At 42.7% G+C, this 16,326-nt stretch carries 12 protein-coding genes and 1 pseudogene; 2 read left to right on the top strand and 11 right to left on the bottom strand.

The genetic code is table 11. The features are described from left to right. Positions 1-63: 63 nt before the first annotated feature. The 7 genes and pseudogenes from H6G76_RS00705 to tmk form a co-directional block, all read right to left on the bottom strand. Positions 64-2,373 carry a PhoD-like phosphatase gene (locus H6G76_RS00705; RefSeq protein ID WP_190694251.1) on the bottom strand — a complete coding sequence of 770 codons (2,310 nt, stop codon included), beginning with the start codon at positions 2,371-2,373 and terminating at the stop codon, positions 64-66. 112 nt (positions 2,374-2,485) lie between these two features. Then, positions 2,486-3,877: a malic enzyme-like NAD(P)-binding protein gene (locus tag H6G76_RS00700; RefSeq protein ID WP_190694249.1), complete on the bottom strand. Its 1,392-nt coding sequence runs from the start codon at positions 3,875-3,877 to the stop codon at positions 2,486-2,488. 388 nt (positions 3,878-4,265) lie between these two features. Then, positions 4,266-4,607 (bottom strand): annotated as a pseudogene (locus H6G76_RS00695) (photosystem II q(b) protein); the annotation flags it as partial. A 153-nt stretch (positions 4,608-4,760) separates the two neighbouring features. Further along, positions 4,761-5,738: a DNA polymerase III subunit delta' gene (holB, locus tag H6G76_RS00690; protein WP_190694247.1), complete on the bottom strand. Its 978-nt coding sequence runs from the start codon at positions 5,736-5,738 to the stop codon at positions 4,761-4,763. A 76-nt stretch (positions 5,739-5,814) separates the two neighbouring features. Beyond that, positions 5,815-9,933 (bottom strand): cadherin-like domain-containing protein, encoded by a 4,119-nt coding sequence (locus H6G76_RS00685; protein WP_190694245.1) that lies wholly within the window; start codon positions 9,931-9,933, stop codon positions 5,815-5,817. Positions 9,934-10,656: 723 nt separating this feature from the next. Continuing rightward, positions 10,657-11,316 (bottom strand): ester cyclase, encoded by a 660-nt coding sequence (locus tag H6G76_RS00680; protein ID WP_190694243.1) that lies wholly within the window; start codon positions 11,314-11,316, stop codon positions 10,657-10,659. Positions 11,317-11,423: 107 nt separating this feature from the next. After that, the gene (gene tmk, locus H6G76_RS00675) at positions 11,424-12,074 is read right to left on the bottom strand and encodes a dTMP kinase (RefSeq protein ID WP_190694241.1); all 651 of its coding nucleotides are present in this window, start codon (positions 12,072-12,074) and stop codon (positions 11,424-11,426) included. Between the two features lie 283 nt (positions 12,075-12,357). Between tmk and H6G76_RS00670 the strand changes: the two genes are divergently transcribed. Continuing rightward, entirely contained in the window at positions 12,358-12,651 is a 294-nt protein-coding gene (locus tag H6G76_RS00670; RefSeq protein ID WP_190694240.1) for a hypothetical protein, read from the top strand. A gap of 64 nt (positions 12,652-12,715) precedes the next feature. Here the strand turns inward: H6G76_RS00670 and H6G76_RS37985 are convergent, their stop codons facing one another. After that, positions 12,716-13,672, bottom strand: coding sequence for an HD domain-containing protein (locus H6G76_RS37985; protein WP_313934734.1), 957 nt, complete (start codon positions 13,670-13,672; stop codon positions 12,716-12,718). Between the two features lie 380 nt (positions 13,673-14,052). On the opposite strand from H6G76_RS37985, the gene H6G76_RS00660 reads away from it, so the two are divergent. After that, complete coding sequence (locus tag H6G76_RS00660; RefSeq protein WP_190694238.1) at positions 14,053-14,460, top strand: phosphomannose isomerase type II C-terminal cupin domain; 408 nt, start codon at positions 14,053-14,055, stop codon at positions 14,458-14,460. Between the two features lie 63 nt (positions 14,461-14,523). Here the strand turns inward: H6G76_RS00660 and H6G76_RS00655 are convergent, their stop codons facing one another. The 3 genes from H6G76_RS00655 to H6G76_RS00645 all read right to left on the bottom strand — a co-directional run bounded on the left by H6G76_RS00655 (position 14,524) and on the right by H6G76_RS00645 (position 16,319). Further along, complete coding sequence (locus H6G76_RS00655) at positions 14,524-15,282, bottom strand: HEAT repeat domain-containing protein (protein ID WP_190694236.1); 759 nt, start codon at positions 15,280-15,282, stop codon at positions 14,524-14,526. Positions 15,283-15,559: 277 nt separating this feature from the next. Continuing rightward, a complete protein-coding gene (locus H6G76_RS00650) occupies positions 15,560-16,138 on the bottom strand; it encodes a GNAT family N-acetyltransferase (protein WP_313934733.1) in 579 nt (192 codons plus the stop codon). A 1-nt stretch (position 16,139) separates the two neighbouring features. Further along, a complete protein-coding gene (locus tag H6G76_RS00645) occupies positions 16,140-16,319 on the bottom strand; it encodes a hypothetical protein (protein ID WP_190694232.1) in 180 nt (59 codons plus the stop codon). Positions 16,320-16,326: the final 7 nt, after the last annotated feature.

Here is a 16,326-nt window from a genome sequence, read left to right as displayed (position 1 = left end):
CGTTAGCGACGTAGGAGCGTCATTGCGAACTGCGAACTGCGAATTGCGAATTTGTATCACCTGTCACCTGCTATGCAACCTAAAAAACGGACTTTCAAAACGACTGTAGACTAATTCTGTTTTATACCAGGCAGAAAACCAATATAAGTCTTGAATGACTTTGCCGACATGGCTTTCATCGGTCAATTCAAACTGTACCAAGGCGATATTATTCACTCCGATTACTTCTTTTCCATCTTGAAACCAACGGGCTTTCCAAAACATTAATGGTTGTAGCGATCGCCATTTTGATTTTTCTGGTCGGTTCCAAGGGGCAACTAAAGCTAAAATATCTGTGCTGAAGTCAGCAGTTTGAGTTCTGCGGCAGGGAATCAATTCCAATGCACAATGCCAATCAGAGGTAATTAACTGCTGGCGTTGTCTAGATGTTTTATTTGGGTGATGCAGGCGATCGCTTTGCCATTGTTTGGCTGAGACTTCTACCATATCATCTGGATTATTCCAGCCTAGCCAATATCGCACTTTCTCTGGTAATAACCAATCTTTCAATTTGGTATGAATTAACCGCGTCAGCAATTCTTCGTTCTTTAAGGCACTACAGGTTAACTGCACCAATACAGATTGCGATTGCGAATGCCTGCGTTGATGCGATAGTCTTACCACAGAACTATAATGAATGTCTCCTGACAGTACAATTACTTGTTGACGTTGGTCAAATAATGTGCTGAGAAATTGTGCTAATGCTTCGGTATGAATATTCCAGGCATCACCCACATCGGTGGCAAAAACTATCTCGTTTTGCAAGTGCCAATGGTGAACCCAATCAATTACTTTTAAGCCAAATACATTGGTGGGTGCAATTACAAATGTAGCTTGAATATTGGTATTGGCAGTTTGTTGTAACGGCTCAAGTAATTGTTGCTTTAATGCATGAGGAGACAACAATCTTGGCGGTGCGATCGGTTTTTGGTCGGCTGGGTAGCCGCGCCAAGTCCGGGTATCTAACACAATTACTTCATGAATCGGGCTGCGAACTGTATAGTGCCAATTCAGGGATTCGGGGTGTCGCGCCAAAACTAATACTGAAAAGTCTGGGACAAAAGTTGGTAAGCCTGTCGGCGGATCTATAGCTGGTAAACCAACATAAAGTGCGATCGCTTCTTCAGCATCAATATCTGTACCTTGAGAAACCGACCAAGCCTGCGCCGCAGCTAACAGTTTTGCACCAGATTTCCCAACGGCAAATTCTGCCGGCGTATTGCCCCATGCTTGAAACACTGCGTAAGCTAACATGGCATTCTGCACTACTCGCCGTCCTAAAGGTTTGCCGAGGACGCGTAAACACCATGCTTGGTTGAGATTCCAATCATCGCTGACATCGTGGTCATCGAAGATGGTGTACATGGGAATATTTGCCAAGGCGCGGCGGACTTTCCCCAAGGTGTAAATGAATTGCTGTAAGTCGCGGACTTCTTGATTCCACTTTTTGATAGTTTTACGATTGCTGGTTACTTCTTTTCCTTGAGGAAATTGGCGCGGCCAGCACACAGGCGACCAAGTTAATAAATAGGCAGCGTAATATTCACCTAAGCCTAAAAGATGACTATTTACCTTAGAAGGTTTATTATGCAATCCGGCAGTGAAGCCAGCTTGTTCGGTTGCTACTTCTGCCCTTTCTCCCGGAAGCAGCTGCTTAGGAGTAAGATAAGTCGGACTCACAGGTAGGCGTTCTTCCCAACCCAGCAGTGCATCCCCTAAATTAGTTGCTACCCACAAATAAGGATCTGAAACATCATCGCCGTAAATTTGATCGCCACTCAAAAACAATTGATGAGGGCGGTGTTGGGGTTGATTAGCTGCTACTTCAATTAAACAGTCAAGAATTGGTAGTGCATCCATCCCATGACCATGCGGTTTCCGACAAGAAGCATGGACAATTTTTAAATCTTGCAGACGGCTGGGACATAGAGCGAAGGTTGGTTTTTCATGCTCAAAATAACTGATATTGACAGTTGGGAAACTGGGAGAAACTAATGCTTGTGATAGGGTTTGCCGTTCTTCGTTAAGGGTGAATTGTAAGTCGTAAGCATAGATATAATCGCTTACCAGACAATTCTCGTTCTCAGACTGCGCTGTGACAGCCACAATATGCAAATACTTACCAAGAGCAACTGTAGAACCTTGTCCTTCTAACAAGGAATTTCCTAAAGTTGCACCATTATTAGTTGTGTCATAAACCTTCAGTTCTACCTGACAAGATTGTTTCAATGCTACCCATACCGTCACTGTTTCGGAGTCAGTATGTTGTAGCATCGGCCCCGCCAAAATTAGCGGCAGTTCTTCTATAAACTCACTACCAAATTCAAAATACATAAGTTAATACGCTGGGAGTTTATCTGTTGAGGTAAAAGGAGGAAGACAAGGAAGACATAGAACAAAAGGAAAAATACTTCCCCTGCCCCCCTACCCCCCTGCCTCTTCATCCTCAACTCTTAGCAATTCCCTCCGCACGGGCTGCCCGTTGTACAGCCGCAGCGACAGCAGGGGCGACACGCTCATCAAATACAGAAGGAATAATATGTTCTGGATTCAAATCGGCGGGGTTAACTAAAGAAGCGATCGCACTTGCAGCTTCTAGATACATTGTGGTAGTAATTTCTTTAGCGCGACAGTCTAAAGCACCCCGGAATACTCCCGGAAACGCCAGAACATTATTAATTTGATTTGGGTAATCACTACGTCCGGTAGCCATTACCGCTACAGTTTTGCTAACTAATTCTGGCTGAATTTCGGGAATGGGATTGGCCATAGCAAACACAATCGGGTCTTTAGCCATTGCTTGCACCATCTCTACAGTTAATACTCCAGGCGCGCTGACACCGATAAATACGTCTGCGCCTTGCATTGCTCCTGCTAATGTACCTTGAGCTTTGACGGCAAATTCTTGTTTTTCTTCTGTCAAGTCGTTGCGGTTAGTTGACAAAATGCCTTTGGAATCGCACATTAAAATTGTTTCGGCTCCAGCTTTTCGCAATAATCGGGCGATCGCCACGCCTGCTGCACCCGCACCATTAATTACAATGCGAATGTCAGCCATCGATTTGTGAACTAATTTTAGGGCGTTATACAAAGCCGCTAAGGTGACAATCGCTGTACCATGTTGGTCATCGTGGAATACGGGGATATCTAATTCCTCTCGCAATCTCTGCTCAATTTCAAAGCAACGGGGGGCAGCAATATCTTCTAAATTCACACCGCCAAACACAGGGGCAATATTTTTTACAGCTTGAACAATTTCATCTGTATTTTGCGTAGCCAAGCAAATCGGAAAAGCATCAATCCCCGCAAATTCTTTAAATAGCATGGCTTTGCCTTCCATCACAGGTAAAGCCGCAGCCGGGCCGAGATTACCTAACCCTAAAACAGCACTACCATCAGTAACAATGGCGACAGTATTTTGTTTAATTGTCAGGTGATATACTTCCTCTGGGTTTTGGGCGATCGCTTTACAAATCCTTCCCACACCTGGAGTGTAAGCCATAGCTAAGTCAGACACACTTTTTAAGGTGATTCGGCTGGCGATGCTAATTTTGCCACCGCGATGTAAATTAAAAGTGCGATCGTATACATCTATAACTTTGATGTTTGGTAATTCTTTAACTGCTTGCACAATAGTTTCAGCGTGTTCTGTGCTAGCGGCATCAACAGTAAGATCACGAGTAGATGCTTGGCGGGTTTGTTCAATTAAATCTATCTGACCAAGATTACCACCAGTAGTGGCGATCGCTTGCGTTACTGATGCTAACATCCCCACCTTATTGGGAATCTGCAAGCGGAGAGTCAAACTAAAACTAGAATTAGGAGTTAGGTCTGCCATTGTGATTTTGGAACTTTAAATTTTACATCTTATATTGAATCGCTAAGTAAAAATCTAGACTCAAATTAAAATCTATGAAACTCCCCTGTTTTAAAGCTACGGTGTACACACAAGTTTCTTAATCAGCAATATTAATGCATCGACCTGCAATGTTAATGCATCGGCTTACAATGTTAATGCATCGGCTTGTAAAAATTAATTTACCTTACGGGCAAAAGGCTAGGAAAATTCTGATCCAGCTGATTAAACAAATTTACTGATAAAACTAAGAAGCGATCGCATTGATTGATAGTCAGTGCGATCGCTTGAATTTTGGTTCCGATTTTTTTTACATCAAGAATCTTACATCATACAGCTACTTGATAGCGAGATAGCCGCAATAGTTTGATTAACCTTGAATTGCTGGAGCTTGCCAAGCCACAGGTAAAGCCTCACCCCCAGCCAAATCTAGAGGAAAGTTGTGTGCATTGCGTTCGTGCATCACTTCAATACCCAAATTGGCGCGGTTGAGAGCATCTGCCCATGTATTAATTACCCGACCTTGAGAATCAATCACAGACTGGTTAAAGTTAAACCCGTTGAGGTTAAAAGCCATTGTGCTGATCCCCAAAGAAGTTAACCAAATACCCACCACAGGCCAAGCAGCTAAGAAAAAGTGCAACGAACGGGAATTATTAAAGCTGGCATATTGCCAAATTAATCGCCCAAAGTAACCGTGAGCCACAAAGAGTAAAGTTTAAATAGATGAAATAAACAGCGATATATAGCGATATATGTAGATAAAGACTGATTAAATTGATTTTTCGCCTTATCTCTCAAACCCTCAATCTCCGCGCCTCTGCGTCTCTGCGTGAGGCAAAAATGCTCTCCTAATTTATTGACACTAATTTAGCTGTGTCAGTCCACTAAATTGTTGATACAGAGATATAAATGTGCATTCCCAAACTAAGCGCGGTTGAGCATAAACCAACAGAGCTTTACGCGCTTGTTCTAGCTGATTAATAATTCCTGCTTGATGCCATTGTTGCCAATAGGAATGTTGGAGATAATCAACTAACCAAAGTTGGGCTTCTGTATCTAACTCCTTGTCAATTTTTTTACCTAATTCCAAAGCATGGCGATAAGATTTAGGTGCTGTGGATAAGTCTTGCAGTAACTCAGGGGGGATAACTTGTAATTGTTCATAACAGGCGATCGCGCTTCCCGGACTGCCAGCTGCTATGCTCAAAATTGTCTGATGCTGCAAAACTTCTGGATTACCCGTTTGCATCAATACTTGAGTTAAAGCTGCTGTATCTAACCGATAAAAAGGAATGCGTTGACAGCGCGACACCAAAGTTGGCAACACCGACTCAGGCGAAGGTGCAATTAAAATCAACGTTGCTTGTCCCGGTTCTTCTAAAGTTTTCAGCAACGCATTAGCGGCTGGTTCCGCCATTGTTTGCGCTTCTTCTAACACCACTAAATTTCTTGGTGCTTCCAAAGGCGGACGGCTGAGAAATTCTGTAATTTCCCGAATTTGTTCTAAGCGAATTAAAGGCGGTGCTTTGCGCTTCAGTTTCTTTTCAGATGCTTCTGCGGCTGTGTATCTTTGCCCTTGATATTGATACGTCGGTTGTACCCACAACAAATCAGGATGGTTCCCTTGACGTAACCGATTCTGCACAGATGCAACTAAACGCGTCTCTACAAAACTAGAAAAGAGCAATTGTGCAAAACACCGCGCAGCTAAACTGCGTCCTACCCCATCTGGCCCCACAAACAAATAGGCTGGGGCAACTCGATTTTGCCTGACAGCCTCAGTTAACAATTCTATGGCTTGCTGTTGCCCAACAAGTTGTGAAAACGAATTAGTAGCCATTAATCAATTATAGATTAGCTAAAAAAACCCTGCTTTGTTTGAAAAAGCAGGGTTTTAGATTAATGCTGATCTATGCTTACGCGATGTTTTGTGTCAAATTAAGCTTAATGATTACATCGTTGAAATCTTGATCTCCGCCACTGACGAGATCCTCAAAACCAAATACATTATCACCCAAAGTCTTGATGTGCTGGGCTTTGTCCGCATTTGCACCCAAGTAAGTAAAGTAAACAGTCGGGTCATTGCTAGAATTGCTGTCTAACAAAGTATTAATTCCACTATTGACAATTAGGAATGGCACATAAATGGCACCACCTTGTAAGTTGCCATTAGCATTAGCAGTACCTTGATTACCTACCGCTAAACTAATATCCGCCAAACGTGAGTTAATTGCCGCTTGTGTATAACCTGCTTGTCCTGGGAGAATATCGACTGTCCCATCGCCATTGGTATCAATGCCACCGTTGACATCACTCACTTTATAGAAGCCAACATAGTTGTTATACAATGCTTCGCGGTTAACAGAGAAAGTTCCACTAAAGAGACTGTCACCACTAAAGTCTCGTAAATCTACAACTTCGCCTTCTGGTGTTCCTTGCAGAGATGTACCGATAGGTACCTGTTCATCAGTTTTTTGAACACTCACTTGCAAGTCGTCAAATGCTGAGTTGCTGCGGGAACCATCGTTCCAACCCAAACTAAAGCCACCTGCATTCAAGGCTGTAATTTTTTGGCTGGTGCTGTTGGAGAAGATGAGGTTACCTTGAGACTTCAAATAAAAGCGTAATTGTGTTCCACTGGGAACTTCCAGAATGCGGCTAACGTTTTCTGGGTTATAGCCTGTGGGGTTGTTGGCAATAACTGAGAAGATAGTTGTGGCTCTAGCGAGGGCTTTTTCTTCATAACCTGCTTCACCAGGTGCAACGCCGTCAATAGTGCCAAGGCTATCATCAACATTGAATACGCCAAATTCGTTGACTAACTTGGAATTGCGTCCTTGAAGCTTGATTTCGATGTTGACTTTGGCTGGTTCGCCGTCTGGTGCTAACTCTCCGTCACCAATTTGCAAGATGTCGCTATCGGGGTTGCTTATGGGGTTGCTTACCTCGCCGTTACCATCAGCCACATTACCGCTAGTTGCAAAAGTATTAGTTACGGGTGTATTACTACTGCTACCATCGGTAACATTGTAGCTCAAGGTGATTACCCCATCGTAGTTATCTTCGGGTTCAAAGCTATAAGTTCCGTCACCATTGTCGATAATAGTGCCATGATCAGCAGCTAATCCAGATAGGAAAATGCGATCACCCTCAGCATCAGTGAATCCCTGTAATAGGGTGTCAGCAACGATAATATAATCGCCATCTTCATTATCATCTGCCAGAGTAGCGGGTGTGCCTGTTAATTTGGGTGCGTCGTTGACAGGATCTAGGCTAACGCTATTAGTTGCGGGGAGGGTGCCACCACTGCCATCGCTCACATTGTAGCTGAGGTTAACTGTGCCGTTGTAGTCAGCATTAGGCGTAAAGGTGTAAGTGCCGTCGCCATTGTCAACTACAGTGCCATTAGTAGCAGTTAGTCCCATAACTGAAAGGGGGTTACCATCAACATCGGTATATCCTGCTAACAGGTCGCTAGCATTGATGGTGTACAGGGTATCTTCTGTGCCATTTGCAAGAGTGGCTGCTGTTCCTGTTAATTGAGGAGAGCCGTCGTTGACAGCTGCTAGGCTAAAGCTATTAGTTGCGGGTGTATTGCCACCATTACCATCGGTAACACTGTAGCTGAGGTTAACTGTGCCGTTGTAGTCAGCATTAGGAGTAAAGGTGTAAGTGCCGTTGCCATTGTTAACTACAGTGCCATTGGTAGCAGTTAGTCCCGAAACCGAAAGGGTATTACCGTCAACATTGGTATATCCTGCTAACAGGTCGCTAGCATTGATGGTGTAAGGAGTATCTTCTGTGCCATTGCTGAGGGTAGCTTTTGCTCCTGTTAGTTGAGGAGCGCCGTCGTTGACAGCTGTTAGGCTAAAGCTATTAGTTGCGGGTGTATTGCCACCATTACCATCGGTAACACTGTAGCTGAGGCTAACTGTGCCGTTGTAGTTGGCGTTGGGGGTAAAAGTGTAAGTGCCGTTGCCATTGTTGGTAACAGTACCATTAGTAGCAGTTAGTCCAGATACGACAAGGGTATCACCGTCAACATCGCTATATCCTTGTAACAGGTCACTAGCATTAATGGTGTAAGCAACATCTTCTGTGCCATTGCTGAGAGTGGCTTTTGCTCCTGTTAGTTGAGGAGCGCCGTCGTTGACAGCTGTTAGGCTAAAGCTATTAGTTGCGGGTGTATTGCCACCATTACCATCGGTAACACTGTAGCTGAGGTTAACTGTGCCGTTGTAGTCAGCATTAGGAGTAAAAGTGTAAGTGCCGTTGCCATTGTTAACTACAGTGCCATTGGTAGCAGTTAGTCCTGTGACAGAAAGAGGATCACCATCCACCTCACTATATCCTGCTAACAGGTCGCTAGCATTGATGGTGTAAGGAGTATCTTCTGTGCCATTGCTGAGTGTGGCTTTTGCTCCTGTTAATGTGGGTGCGTCGTTGACAGGCGTGATATTGATAGTTGCAGTGGCGCTTGTCGTCTCGCTGGCTTTGTTTTCAACGGAAACTGTCAAAGTCTTCGATGTTTCAGGGTTATCGGAAGTGTTGTTGTACTGAACCCTGCTGGCAATGGTAGATATATCAGTATCGCTTAGAACTGTGGGAGACGGCACTGCCTGGGTAACTTTCACATCGTCAATGTAAAGCTGTGCGCCTGCTGCTTGACCGCCAGTAAAGTCGAAAGTACCGGAAACGAAGACGAACTTATAATCACCAGCCTGGGAGACAGTAATTGTTTTTGTCGCCCAAGTTGTGGAGGCAGTGTCACTGCTACCCGTCTCATTCAGAATAATCTCGCTGTGGCCAGTGCTAACATCAACGATGTAGCCAAAAACGTCATAGGCATCATCGCCACCCTGAGCCTGCCATTCAAAAGAAACTTGGTCACCAACTGCCAGGGATACCGCACCATTACTGTAAATGTAAGGCCCGTGAACGACATCATAGCCTTGGGTGGTTGTGATTCCTGAACTCGTCAACCGGACGGAATTGCCAGATCCATCGTTCTGAGTGGCATCAAGAACTGTTGTCAGAGTGCCAAGGGCTGCGGGAGTATTTTTATCAGCGTTGGGTGCGTTTGCTGGAACAGCCGTGTCGATGGGTGTTGGCAAGCCAGCGATAGTATCAATACCGAGTTTTACCTGCTGGTTAACGGTAGTCCATTCCGGTATAGTAGTACTCCCAGGGGAGCCGAGATCAAAATTGCCGTTCTCAAAAGTGGTGGATAAGTTAATTCGCAGCTTTTGGCCGTTTTGACCGTTGAACGTCGGGTCTACGTTGCCGATTACTGCTGCTTGAACCCCATTACCGATGTAAACTGTATCAGAAACGATAGAAATTTGATTATTGACAGTAGAAGGGGTTGCATCAGTGATCAGCGTCAGATTGTCGAATGAGGTTGGGGTGTTCAGACTGAACTCGATATAGCCGCCCTTGTAGTTCGTACCCCCTGAGAAGCTGATATTGTTGGCCACGACAATGGCAGGAGCCTGCTCGGTATATGTTGAATTGCTGAGGTTGCTGATGCTTGGTGTTAGTTGTCCTATCCAAGTTGCCAGCACAGTTTCATTGAATGGGGCAGGTGCGTTTGTTCCTTTCGAGCGAACCTCAAGCGACCAGTAACCATTACCAATTACCTGGCGCGACGCAGCTACTTCTGCTCCTGTCAGTCGATGCAACTTCTCTAAAAACTCTTCACCTGCATCGCCAGCAGCGACGTTACAACCATAAATGTAGAGACAAGGGGAGGTGGAAAAAGTGAACCAAGTTTGAAGTTGTGATGTGTAATGGCGCAGGCTATCAAGATCCAGTCGGGTATTGCCTAGGTATAAGCAACCAGGGCTACCATGAGCAACAATGTGAACTGTAGTAACTTCTGGACGCTGTTGCAGAATTTGACTAATTTGAGCTACACCATCTTGCTCACTAGAAAGGATATGCGCTTCAATACCAAGCACAACCCCTTGCAATAAAGTATCAATATCATTAACAGTCGCATCAATGAAAAGCAGTTGAGTTTGTTTGTAATTCATATACGTTGAATAGAGGCTACTTGACCTTGAAAAACACAAAAAAAATTCTGCTTATAATCTATGCAGAATAGAACAACATAGTTATTATTAATGAGCAAATATGAAATTTAATTGCCTAAAAATTTCAGGATTCGCGTGCAAATAATAAGCGAATAAATTATTGCTCGTAAAAACTATGTAACTGAGCAAACAATCCTTTTTGGTCGGTCTTAATTTAACAGATGTAAATAAATTGTGTCACCGTAAAACAACTGAAATCTTATTTAATTACTGACAAAAATACGAGAAAATACCGATGTATATTTTAGTTTAGAAATGCAAAATCTGTTAAAAGTAAGAAATTCCACGGAAAATTACCCTGTCAGTCAAAAATACACTTAAGTATGACAGAGCTACGAGAGCAATCAATTTATTTAATCAACTACGCGGTAAAGATTCTCAATACAGTTTGGCTTCGCGCTTATTTCAAGTCTGCGAAGCTGGAGGGAGGTTCCCTCGGTTGTACTAAGTGTTATTAGCGAAGTATTTCTACGGTGAAGTAAGCTATACGTAACATCTCTTTTTGACAGCAAGAGTGTTACTTGTAGTGTGTCGGTGTTTAAGTCGGCATTATAAAATCTTACGGGCAATGACAGGAAACTTTACATAACTATGATTTTTATAATGCTTAAACAATTTGGATGATTCCAATTATATATCAATCAGTAATTGTGCAAACCTCTTTTAGGTGTGGAAAGGACAACCTGTTGCTAATTTATTTAAAAAAGAACTGTTGTCAAAGAAATGTTCGATTGAGATTATTTTTAAATCATCAGTCACACGAGCAATACTTATGCCGAATATTTCTACTCTTTCTCCTGTCGGTGCTTGTTCTTTATATGAGCCGCTAAAAGTTCCCCAATGCCGCCACTTGAATGTGACATTTGGCGGCCCTGCTAAAACTTCAACTAGCTCCCATAAAAAGCCTTCAGGAAATGCATTGTGAAAGATGTGTGCTGATGATTCAAAGTCTTCTTCAGAAGATTTATATTTATCAGAATCACCCAAAAATAAGTTATAGGTTCCCGCTTGTACTATATCCTCAGCCGTGTAAGCGGGGCCGCCGTTAGTAATCATCTGAAATTTATCAGTAACAACTGATATCCACTGTTGAGGGTTGCTTTTAAAAGATGCTTCCATCTCGAAGGTTCTGACTAAGTTTTGTACGATCGCCTCTAATGAACCTTCTAGATGATTGTATTGTTTTTCGCGCCGCAAAGTCTCGTTTGTACGGGAATAATCAGGTGGTTGGTGATATCTCCACTCAACATTATTAGCAGCCTCAGCGATTACTTTATCTCTTTCTTGTATCCACAGTGGTTGGTGTGTAGATGCTTCACTCATAAAATACAGCGAATAACTGGTTAGTTGCTGAAAACACAGATAACCTTAGCATTAATCGGTTCAAATATCATCTCTTTTAAGACTTTTTTATGCAAAAAGTGCCAGGCTCAAATTCTAGTTTGTGATGGTAATTCTTGGATGTTTAAGCATAAAATTTCTTGAATTAAGTGATTTACAGTCTCTTTACTTAAGCTACCATCTATTCTCACAATGCGGGATGGGTTAGCGGCGGCTAAGTCTGCGTAACCTTGTTGAACGCGGCGATGAAAGGCGATGGTTTCTTGTTCAATGCGGTCTAGGCTGGGTTCGCTACCACGTTTGCGTTGTAGTCCTACCTCGACATCTACATCTAGCCAAATAGTGAGGTCACTGGTTAAGCCTCCTGTCGCAATGTGGTTAAGCTGGTCGATTAAACTCATATCTAACCCTCGGCCATAACCTTGATACGCAACGGTAGAATCAGTGTAGCGATCACAAAGTATGTATTTTCCTGCTGCTAAATTTGGCTTGAGTTCTTGGGCAATGTGTTGTGCGCGATCGGCAGCATATAATAGTAACTCTGTAATTTGAGCAACTGGTTTATCTTCTGATTTCTCTAGCAATAAACGCCGCAGTTCTAAACCTAACTGAGTTCCTCCTGGTTCACGAGTGACAATTACATCGACACCTAAACTTTGCAACCATTCACAACAAAGCTGCATTTGGGTAGTTTTACCGCAACCTTCTACCCCTTCAAATACGATTAATTTGCCACTCATGTTATGTTAAATCTTTTAAATATATATATTTGTTGACGTTTTATTAGCCTACCAGTTAGCAATCACATTAAAATTTTGATTTATGTTAAAAAATATCCTCGGTCAACACAAGGATAATCAAGCTTCAACACTGTTACAAACAGGTTTATAACTAACTAAACCTGATTTTGTTATAGGTTCTAAGGTGATACATGGTTATATAACAGTTAAGTACTTTCACTGTTGCAATACTATTTATTTACAAAATAATATTTACGACATCGTTCCTAATCATATAATTCTTGTGAAGTCAATCCTCCAAAGTTACATAGATCAAGAAATCTGGCTATTAATTCGAGATAAGTGGTATTTTGCAACAATTATTAAGGTTTGTGATGATTTGTTATGGTTTAAACACAGAACTCATAACAAAGATACCGAAGAAGATACTTTGTGGGAAATGGCTGTCAAAGTTAATGAAGTAGTCGCCATTGATAAAGTTATATCTGTCCTGAGTAGAAAGCCAGATGTGTTTATTTCGCGTCTGTTAGAAATAAATAGACCGACAGATAATTCTCAGCCAGGTCATGAAAGTTAAATATAATTAGCAGCATAATTATTGAGATGATGGGTAGAGCGATCGCTTTACTCATCAATTTTTATTATTCCTCATCCTGCCCGAAAGTCACACAAGGGCTGTCAATTTCTACGCTTGGTTGAAATGAATTGCAAAAAGTGACAGTAGCACAATTAACTTCAACTTCGTCAGGATGAATGCACTCGATTGTGTCTGCTACATTTACATGAAAAGCACAGTCATAACAGAGTAATAGTTGCGAAGTTTTTTTGTCTAACTTTGCTTGCTCGTCGTTTCTTAAACGTTCTAACATTTGAAAAATAGAATTCAGATCAGGTGCTTTAAATGCGTGACTAGTAGATTGAAAAAACTCTGAGAGATTAGCTAGTCCTTGATGTTCATATACACTGGCTTGTAAAACCATTTCTAATTGATCAATTTGCCGCACGAATTGCGCTTCAGATGATGTTCCTTGCTCATACTCTTCCCATAAATCAATCCAGTATGAGCCATTAGGTAGTTTATCTAATATCTGCGTAATAGAATTTTTTTCTAACTGATATTTTTGTTGTCTATTAACTCCATCGCTAGGAGTGAAGTCACCAGCGTAGACTTCTCCCAAGTCATGGATTAAAGCCATCTGAATTACTTTAGTTTTATTCACATCAAGTGAATGAGTTTCTGCTAACAATAATGCTAGTAGAGCAACACTAAACGAGTGTTCGGCAACGCTTTCGCAATATTGAGGTTCAATACCATGTTGTAACCAACCCTGACGATATAGTTGCTTGAGATGATTAAATTCAAAATAAGCTTGAATAATTAGCAAGGTATCTTTGCCTGCTAAAAGCCTTATAGGTAAAGCAGCTTTTGTTTGCATTGTCAAAATATGCCAAGTTGAAGTTAAATTTATAACATTGACTGTACCACTATGTAGTTCTGTGATGTGACGAGCGATCGCTTCTTGAACTTTGGCTTGGTACTGCTGTAAGTTATCAGGATGAACTAATTCCCAACCCTCTTCTCCTGAACTTGTGAGCATTTGGGGGAGTAAGCCCAACACCTCACAGGCGGTTGCAGAACGATGAATAATATTTGTACTAGCATCCCAAGTTCAAGCAACCATACGCGCCGCTTCTAAGGTTCTTGAATGCGATCGCTAAAGCATTCAATTACGCCTAACTAACATGACCTAAGACCTTGCGGTGATGATCTATCTGCCAAATCACCCCTAATTGACATCCCAGGTTGCAAAAGTGACTATTACTTGACTACACAAGTATGTTCAGTAATCAAACCGGAATCCTATAGTTTATTCAGTAAGTAGTTGAAAAAATAAATCAAAAATATGGCATATTGTCAACTCATTTACACTCTTCTTACTGAACAATAGTAATAGTCGTCTAGTAAAAACGTTTGGTTATGACTCAAAATGATCACAACGATCAACCTAGCAGCACTGAATCTTCTTCCCATTCAGGCGCGAGATACTGGGGCAATGTGGAGGTGATTGAAGAGGGAGAGAGTTACAGAATTAGTCGCGTGGAAATTAAGCCTAGGCATGGTATCAAGCCACAAATCCATTATCACCGCAATGAACATTGGGTTGTAGTCTCTGGTGTAGCCAAGGTAACTTGTGGAGAGACGGAAGTTTTGCTTAACCGGAATGAATCCACTTATGTTCCAGCAGCAACACTACATAAAGTAGAAAACCCAGGTTTAATTCCTTTAGTGATTTTGGAAATTCAAAACGGTGAGTATTTGGGTGAGGATGATATTGAACGTCCTTACGACCTCAACTTAATCAAGCCAGCACCGGAAAATAAGTGAATTTTGTCAAGGGTCAATGGTCAAAAGTCAAACATTACTGTTGACTATTGACTATTGACCAGATTAAAACCATCCTTCTTGTTCCAAAGTTTCAATTAGCTGTAAGCCGCGAGGGTCGCCTACGCCGAGTAGTGCAGCTTTGGCATCTTCTCTGACTCCCAAATCTTGGTCTTCGGCAAAGGCTTGAATTAAAGCATCAATAGCTGTGGCATAAACTATATTCGATGGCAGTTCTTTGCATAACTGTCCAATTGCCCAAGCACTATTACTCCGTACTGCGGGGATTGGGTCTTGGACTAAAGCTTCAATTAGGCATGGAATCGCGCCAATAATTGCTTCGTAACCTACATCTGCCATTTGTGCTAAAGCACTAGCCGACCACAAACGCACGGCAGAAATATCTGTTCTTAAAGCATCGGCTAAGGGTGCTAAACAACGGCGATCGCGGCAATTACCCAATGCCCAAACTACTCCTTTGCGTACATAGCCATTCCAATCTTGGTTGAGTTGGCTAATTAAAGGTTCTACAGCTTCTTTGCTGGGATTTCGCCCGATACCATAAGCTGCACTCACGCGCACCAAAGGACAGGAATCGGTTAACAGGCCAATGAGTAAGGGGGTAGCCCGTTCATCTTCCAAATCGCAAAAAGCACGCGCCGCCAGCATTCTCTGCTGCGGTTGCGGATTTTCCAGAAGGGCTAACATCACTTCTGGGTTAGGCTTGGCCACTTCTGACTCAGCAGTAAGTGGCTCCATTTTATCAAGTGGGCTTTCTAGCTCTACGTCTGGATCGAGTAGGCTGAGGTCATCGTCGTCATACATACTTAATTTAGATGCCAAGTGGGATTTAAATATAACCCCCCGTGCCAATAATTCTACGCCCAATAGGTATTTGCTAGATTATTGTACACTTTATGTTCGCCATCGTTTGATTTGTTTGGAAAATAGGGGTGCTTAGGTTAGGCAATACGGTTCGGATAAGCATTTTGAACAAAGAATAGGTTTGGGGAAAAGGTTAAAGGGTAAGGGTTAAAGGTTTTTCTGCCTTTTTCCCCCTTCCCCTTTCCCCTTTAACCGACTTCTGCAAGAAGTCCATTGACTATTGCCTCTTAACTGAAAGTTCTTTCAGCATCCACAGAGATTGAGTTTGATAACCAAGTTGATTGTAAAGATTTAAGGCGGGTTGGTTGGATTGAAAAACTTGTAAGCCGATTTGCCGATCGCCTCTTTCTATTGCCCAGTTTTCTACATATTGCATCAATGCTTTACCAATACCCCGCCGCCGATGTTCTGGGACGACGTAAAGCAGAAATATGTGGGCATGGCGATCGCCACTCACTTGATCTACCGCATTTCCCACCCAAAGGCAGGCCACGGGGGATGGAGGGGACAAGGTAGGCGAGGGAGACAAGGAGGAATCAAGGTTGTTTACTTCTTCTGCTCCCCTGCTCCCCTGCTCCCCTGCTCCCTCGCTCCTCTGCTCCCCTGCCTCCTCGACATCCACCCACCACAAGGGCGTATCTTTCGATAAATACTGCTCAACTGTGCGGGCGAGGTGGGCAAAATCTTGTTGTGGAAATCGCTCCTGGTAAGTTTTTTGCATGAACTTAACTAGGAGCGATCGCTCTAATGTTGAGCCGCGACGAATTAAATACCCTGGTAGTAGTTGCTCAGACACTTTATTTGCTGAGGGTGAACAAATCATTAACAGTAGTTGGCACAATTACTCCAGTTTCTTCAATGGGTGCGGGTGCGGCCATGTCAGAAGGTAAAAAGATGCGGGCGCTGACTGCTACTAGAGCCACGATGAATACTAAAAGTACTAGAAAAGGGGCAATGTATTGACGAAATATAGCCATATGGGAG

The sequence above is a fragment of the Nostoc sp. FACHB-152 genome (assembly GCF_014697475.1).
GTDB lineage: Bacteria > Cyanobacteriota > Cyanobacteriia > Cyanobacteriales > Nostocaceae > Nostoc_B.
The sequence above is the reverse complement of the archived record's forward strand: the minus strand, read 5'-3'. Positions and strand labels throughout refer to the sequence as shown.

Excerpts from the sequence above, each read along its gene's own strand:
- tmk (WP_190694241.1), bottom strand. The coding sequence starts at position 12,074 with ATGAGTGGCAAATTAATCGTATTTGAAGGGGTAGAAGGTTGCGGTAAA.
- H6G76_RS00645 (WP_190694232.1), bottom strand. The coding sequence starts at position 16,319 with ATGGCTATATTTCGTCAATACATTGCCCCTTTTCTAGTACTTTTAGTA.
- H6G76_RS00680 (WP_190694243.1), bottom strand. The coding sequence starts at position 11,316 with ATGAGTGAAGCATCTACACACCAACCACTGTGGATACAAGAAAGAGAT.
- holB (WP_190694247.1), bottom strand. The coding sequence starts at position 5,738 with ATGGCTACTAATTCGTTTTCACAACTTGTTGGGCAACAGCAAGCCATA.
- H6G76_RS00685 (WP_190694245.1), bottom strand. The coding sequence starts at position 9,933 with ATGAATTACAAACAAACTCAACTGCTTTTCATTGATGCGACTGTTAAT.
- H6G76_RS00700 (WP_190694249.1), bottom strand. The coding sequence starts at position 3,877 with ATGGCAGACCTAACTCCTAATTCTAGTTTTAGTTTGACTCTCCGCTTG.
- H6G76_RS00705 (WP_190694251.1), bottom strand. The coding sequence starts at position 2,373 with ATGTATTTTGAATTTGGTAGTGAGTTTATAGAAGAACTGCCGCTAATT.
- H6G76_RS00655 (WP_190694236.1), bottom strand. The coding sequence starts at position 15,282 with ATGTATGACGACGATGACCTCAGCCTACTCGATCCAGACGTAGAGCTA.
- H6G76_RS37985 (WP_313934734.1), bottom strand. The coding sequence starts at position 13,672 with ATGCTCACAAGTTCAGGAGAAGAGGGTTGGGAATTAGTTCATCCTGAT.
- H6G76_RS00660 (WP_190694238.1), top strand. The coding sequence starts at position 14,053 with ATGACTCAAAATGATCACAACGATCAACCTAGCAGCACTGAATCTTCT.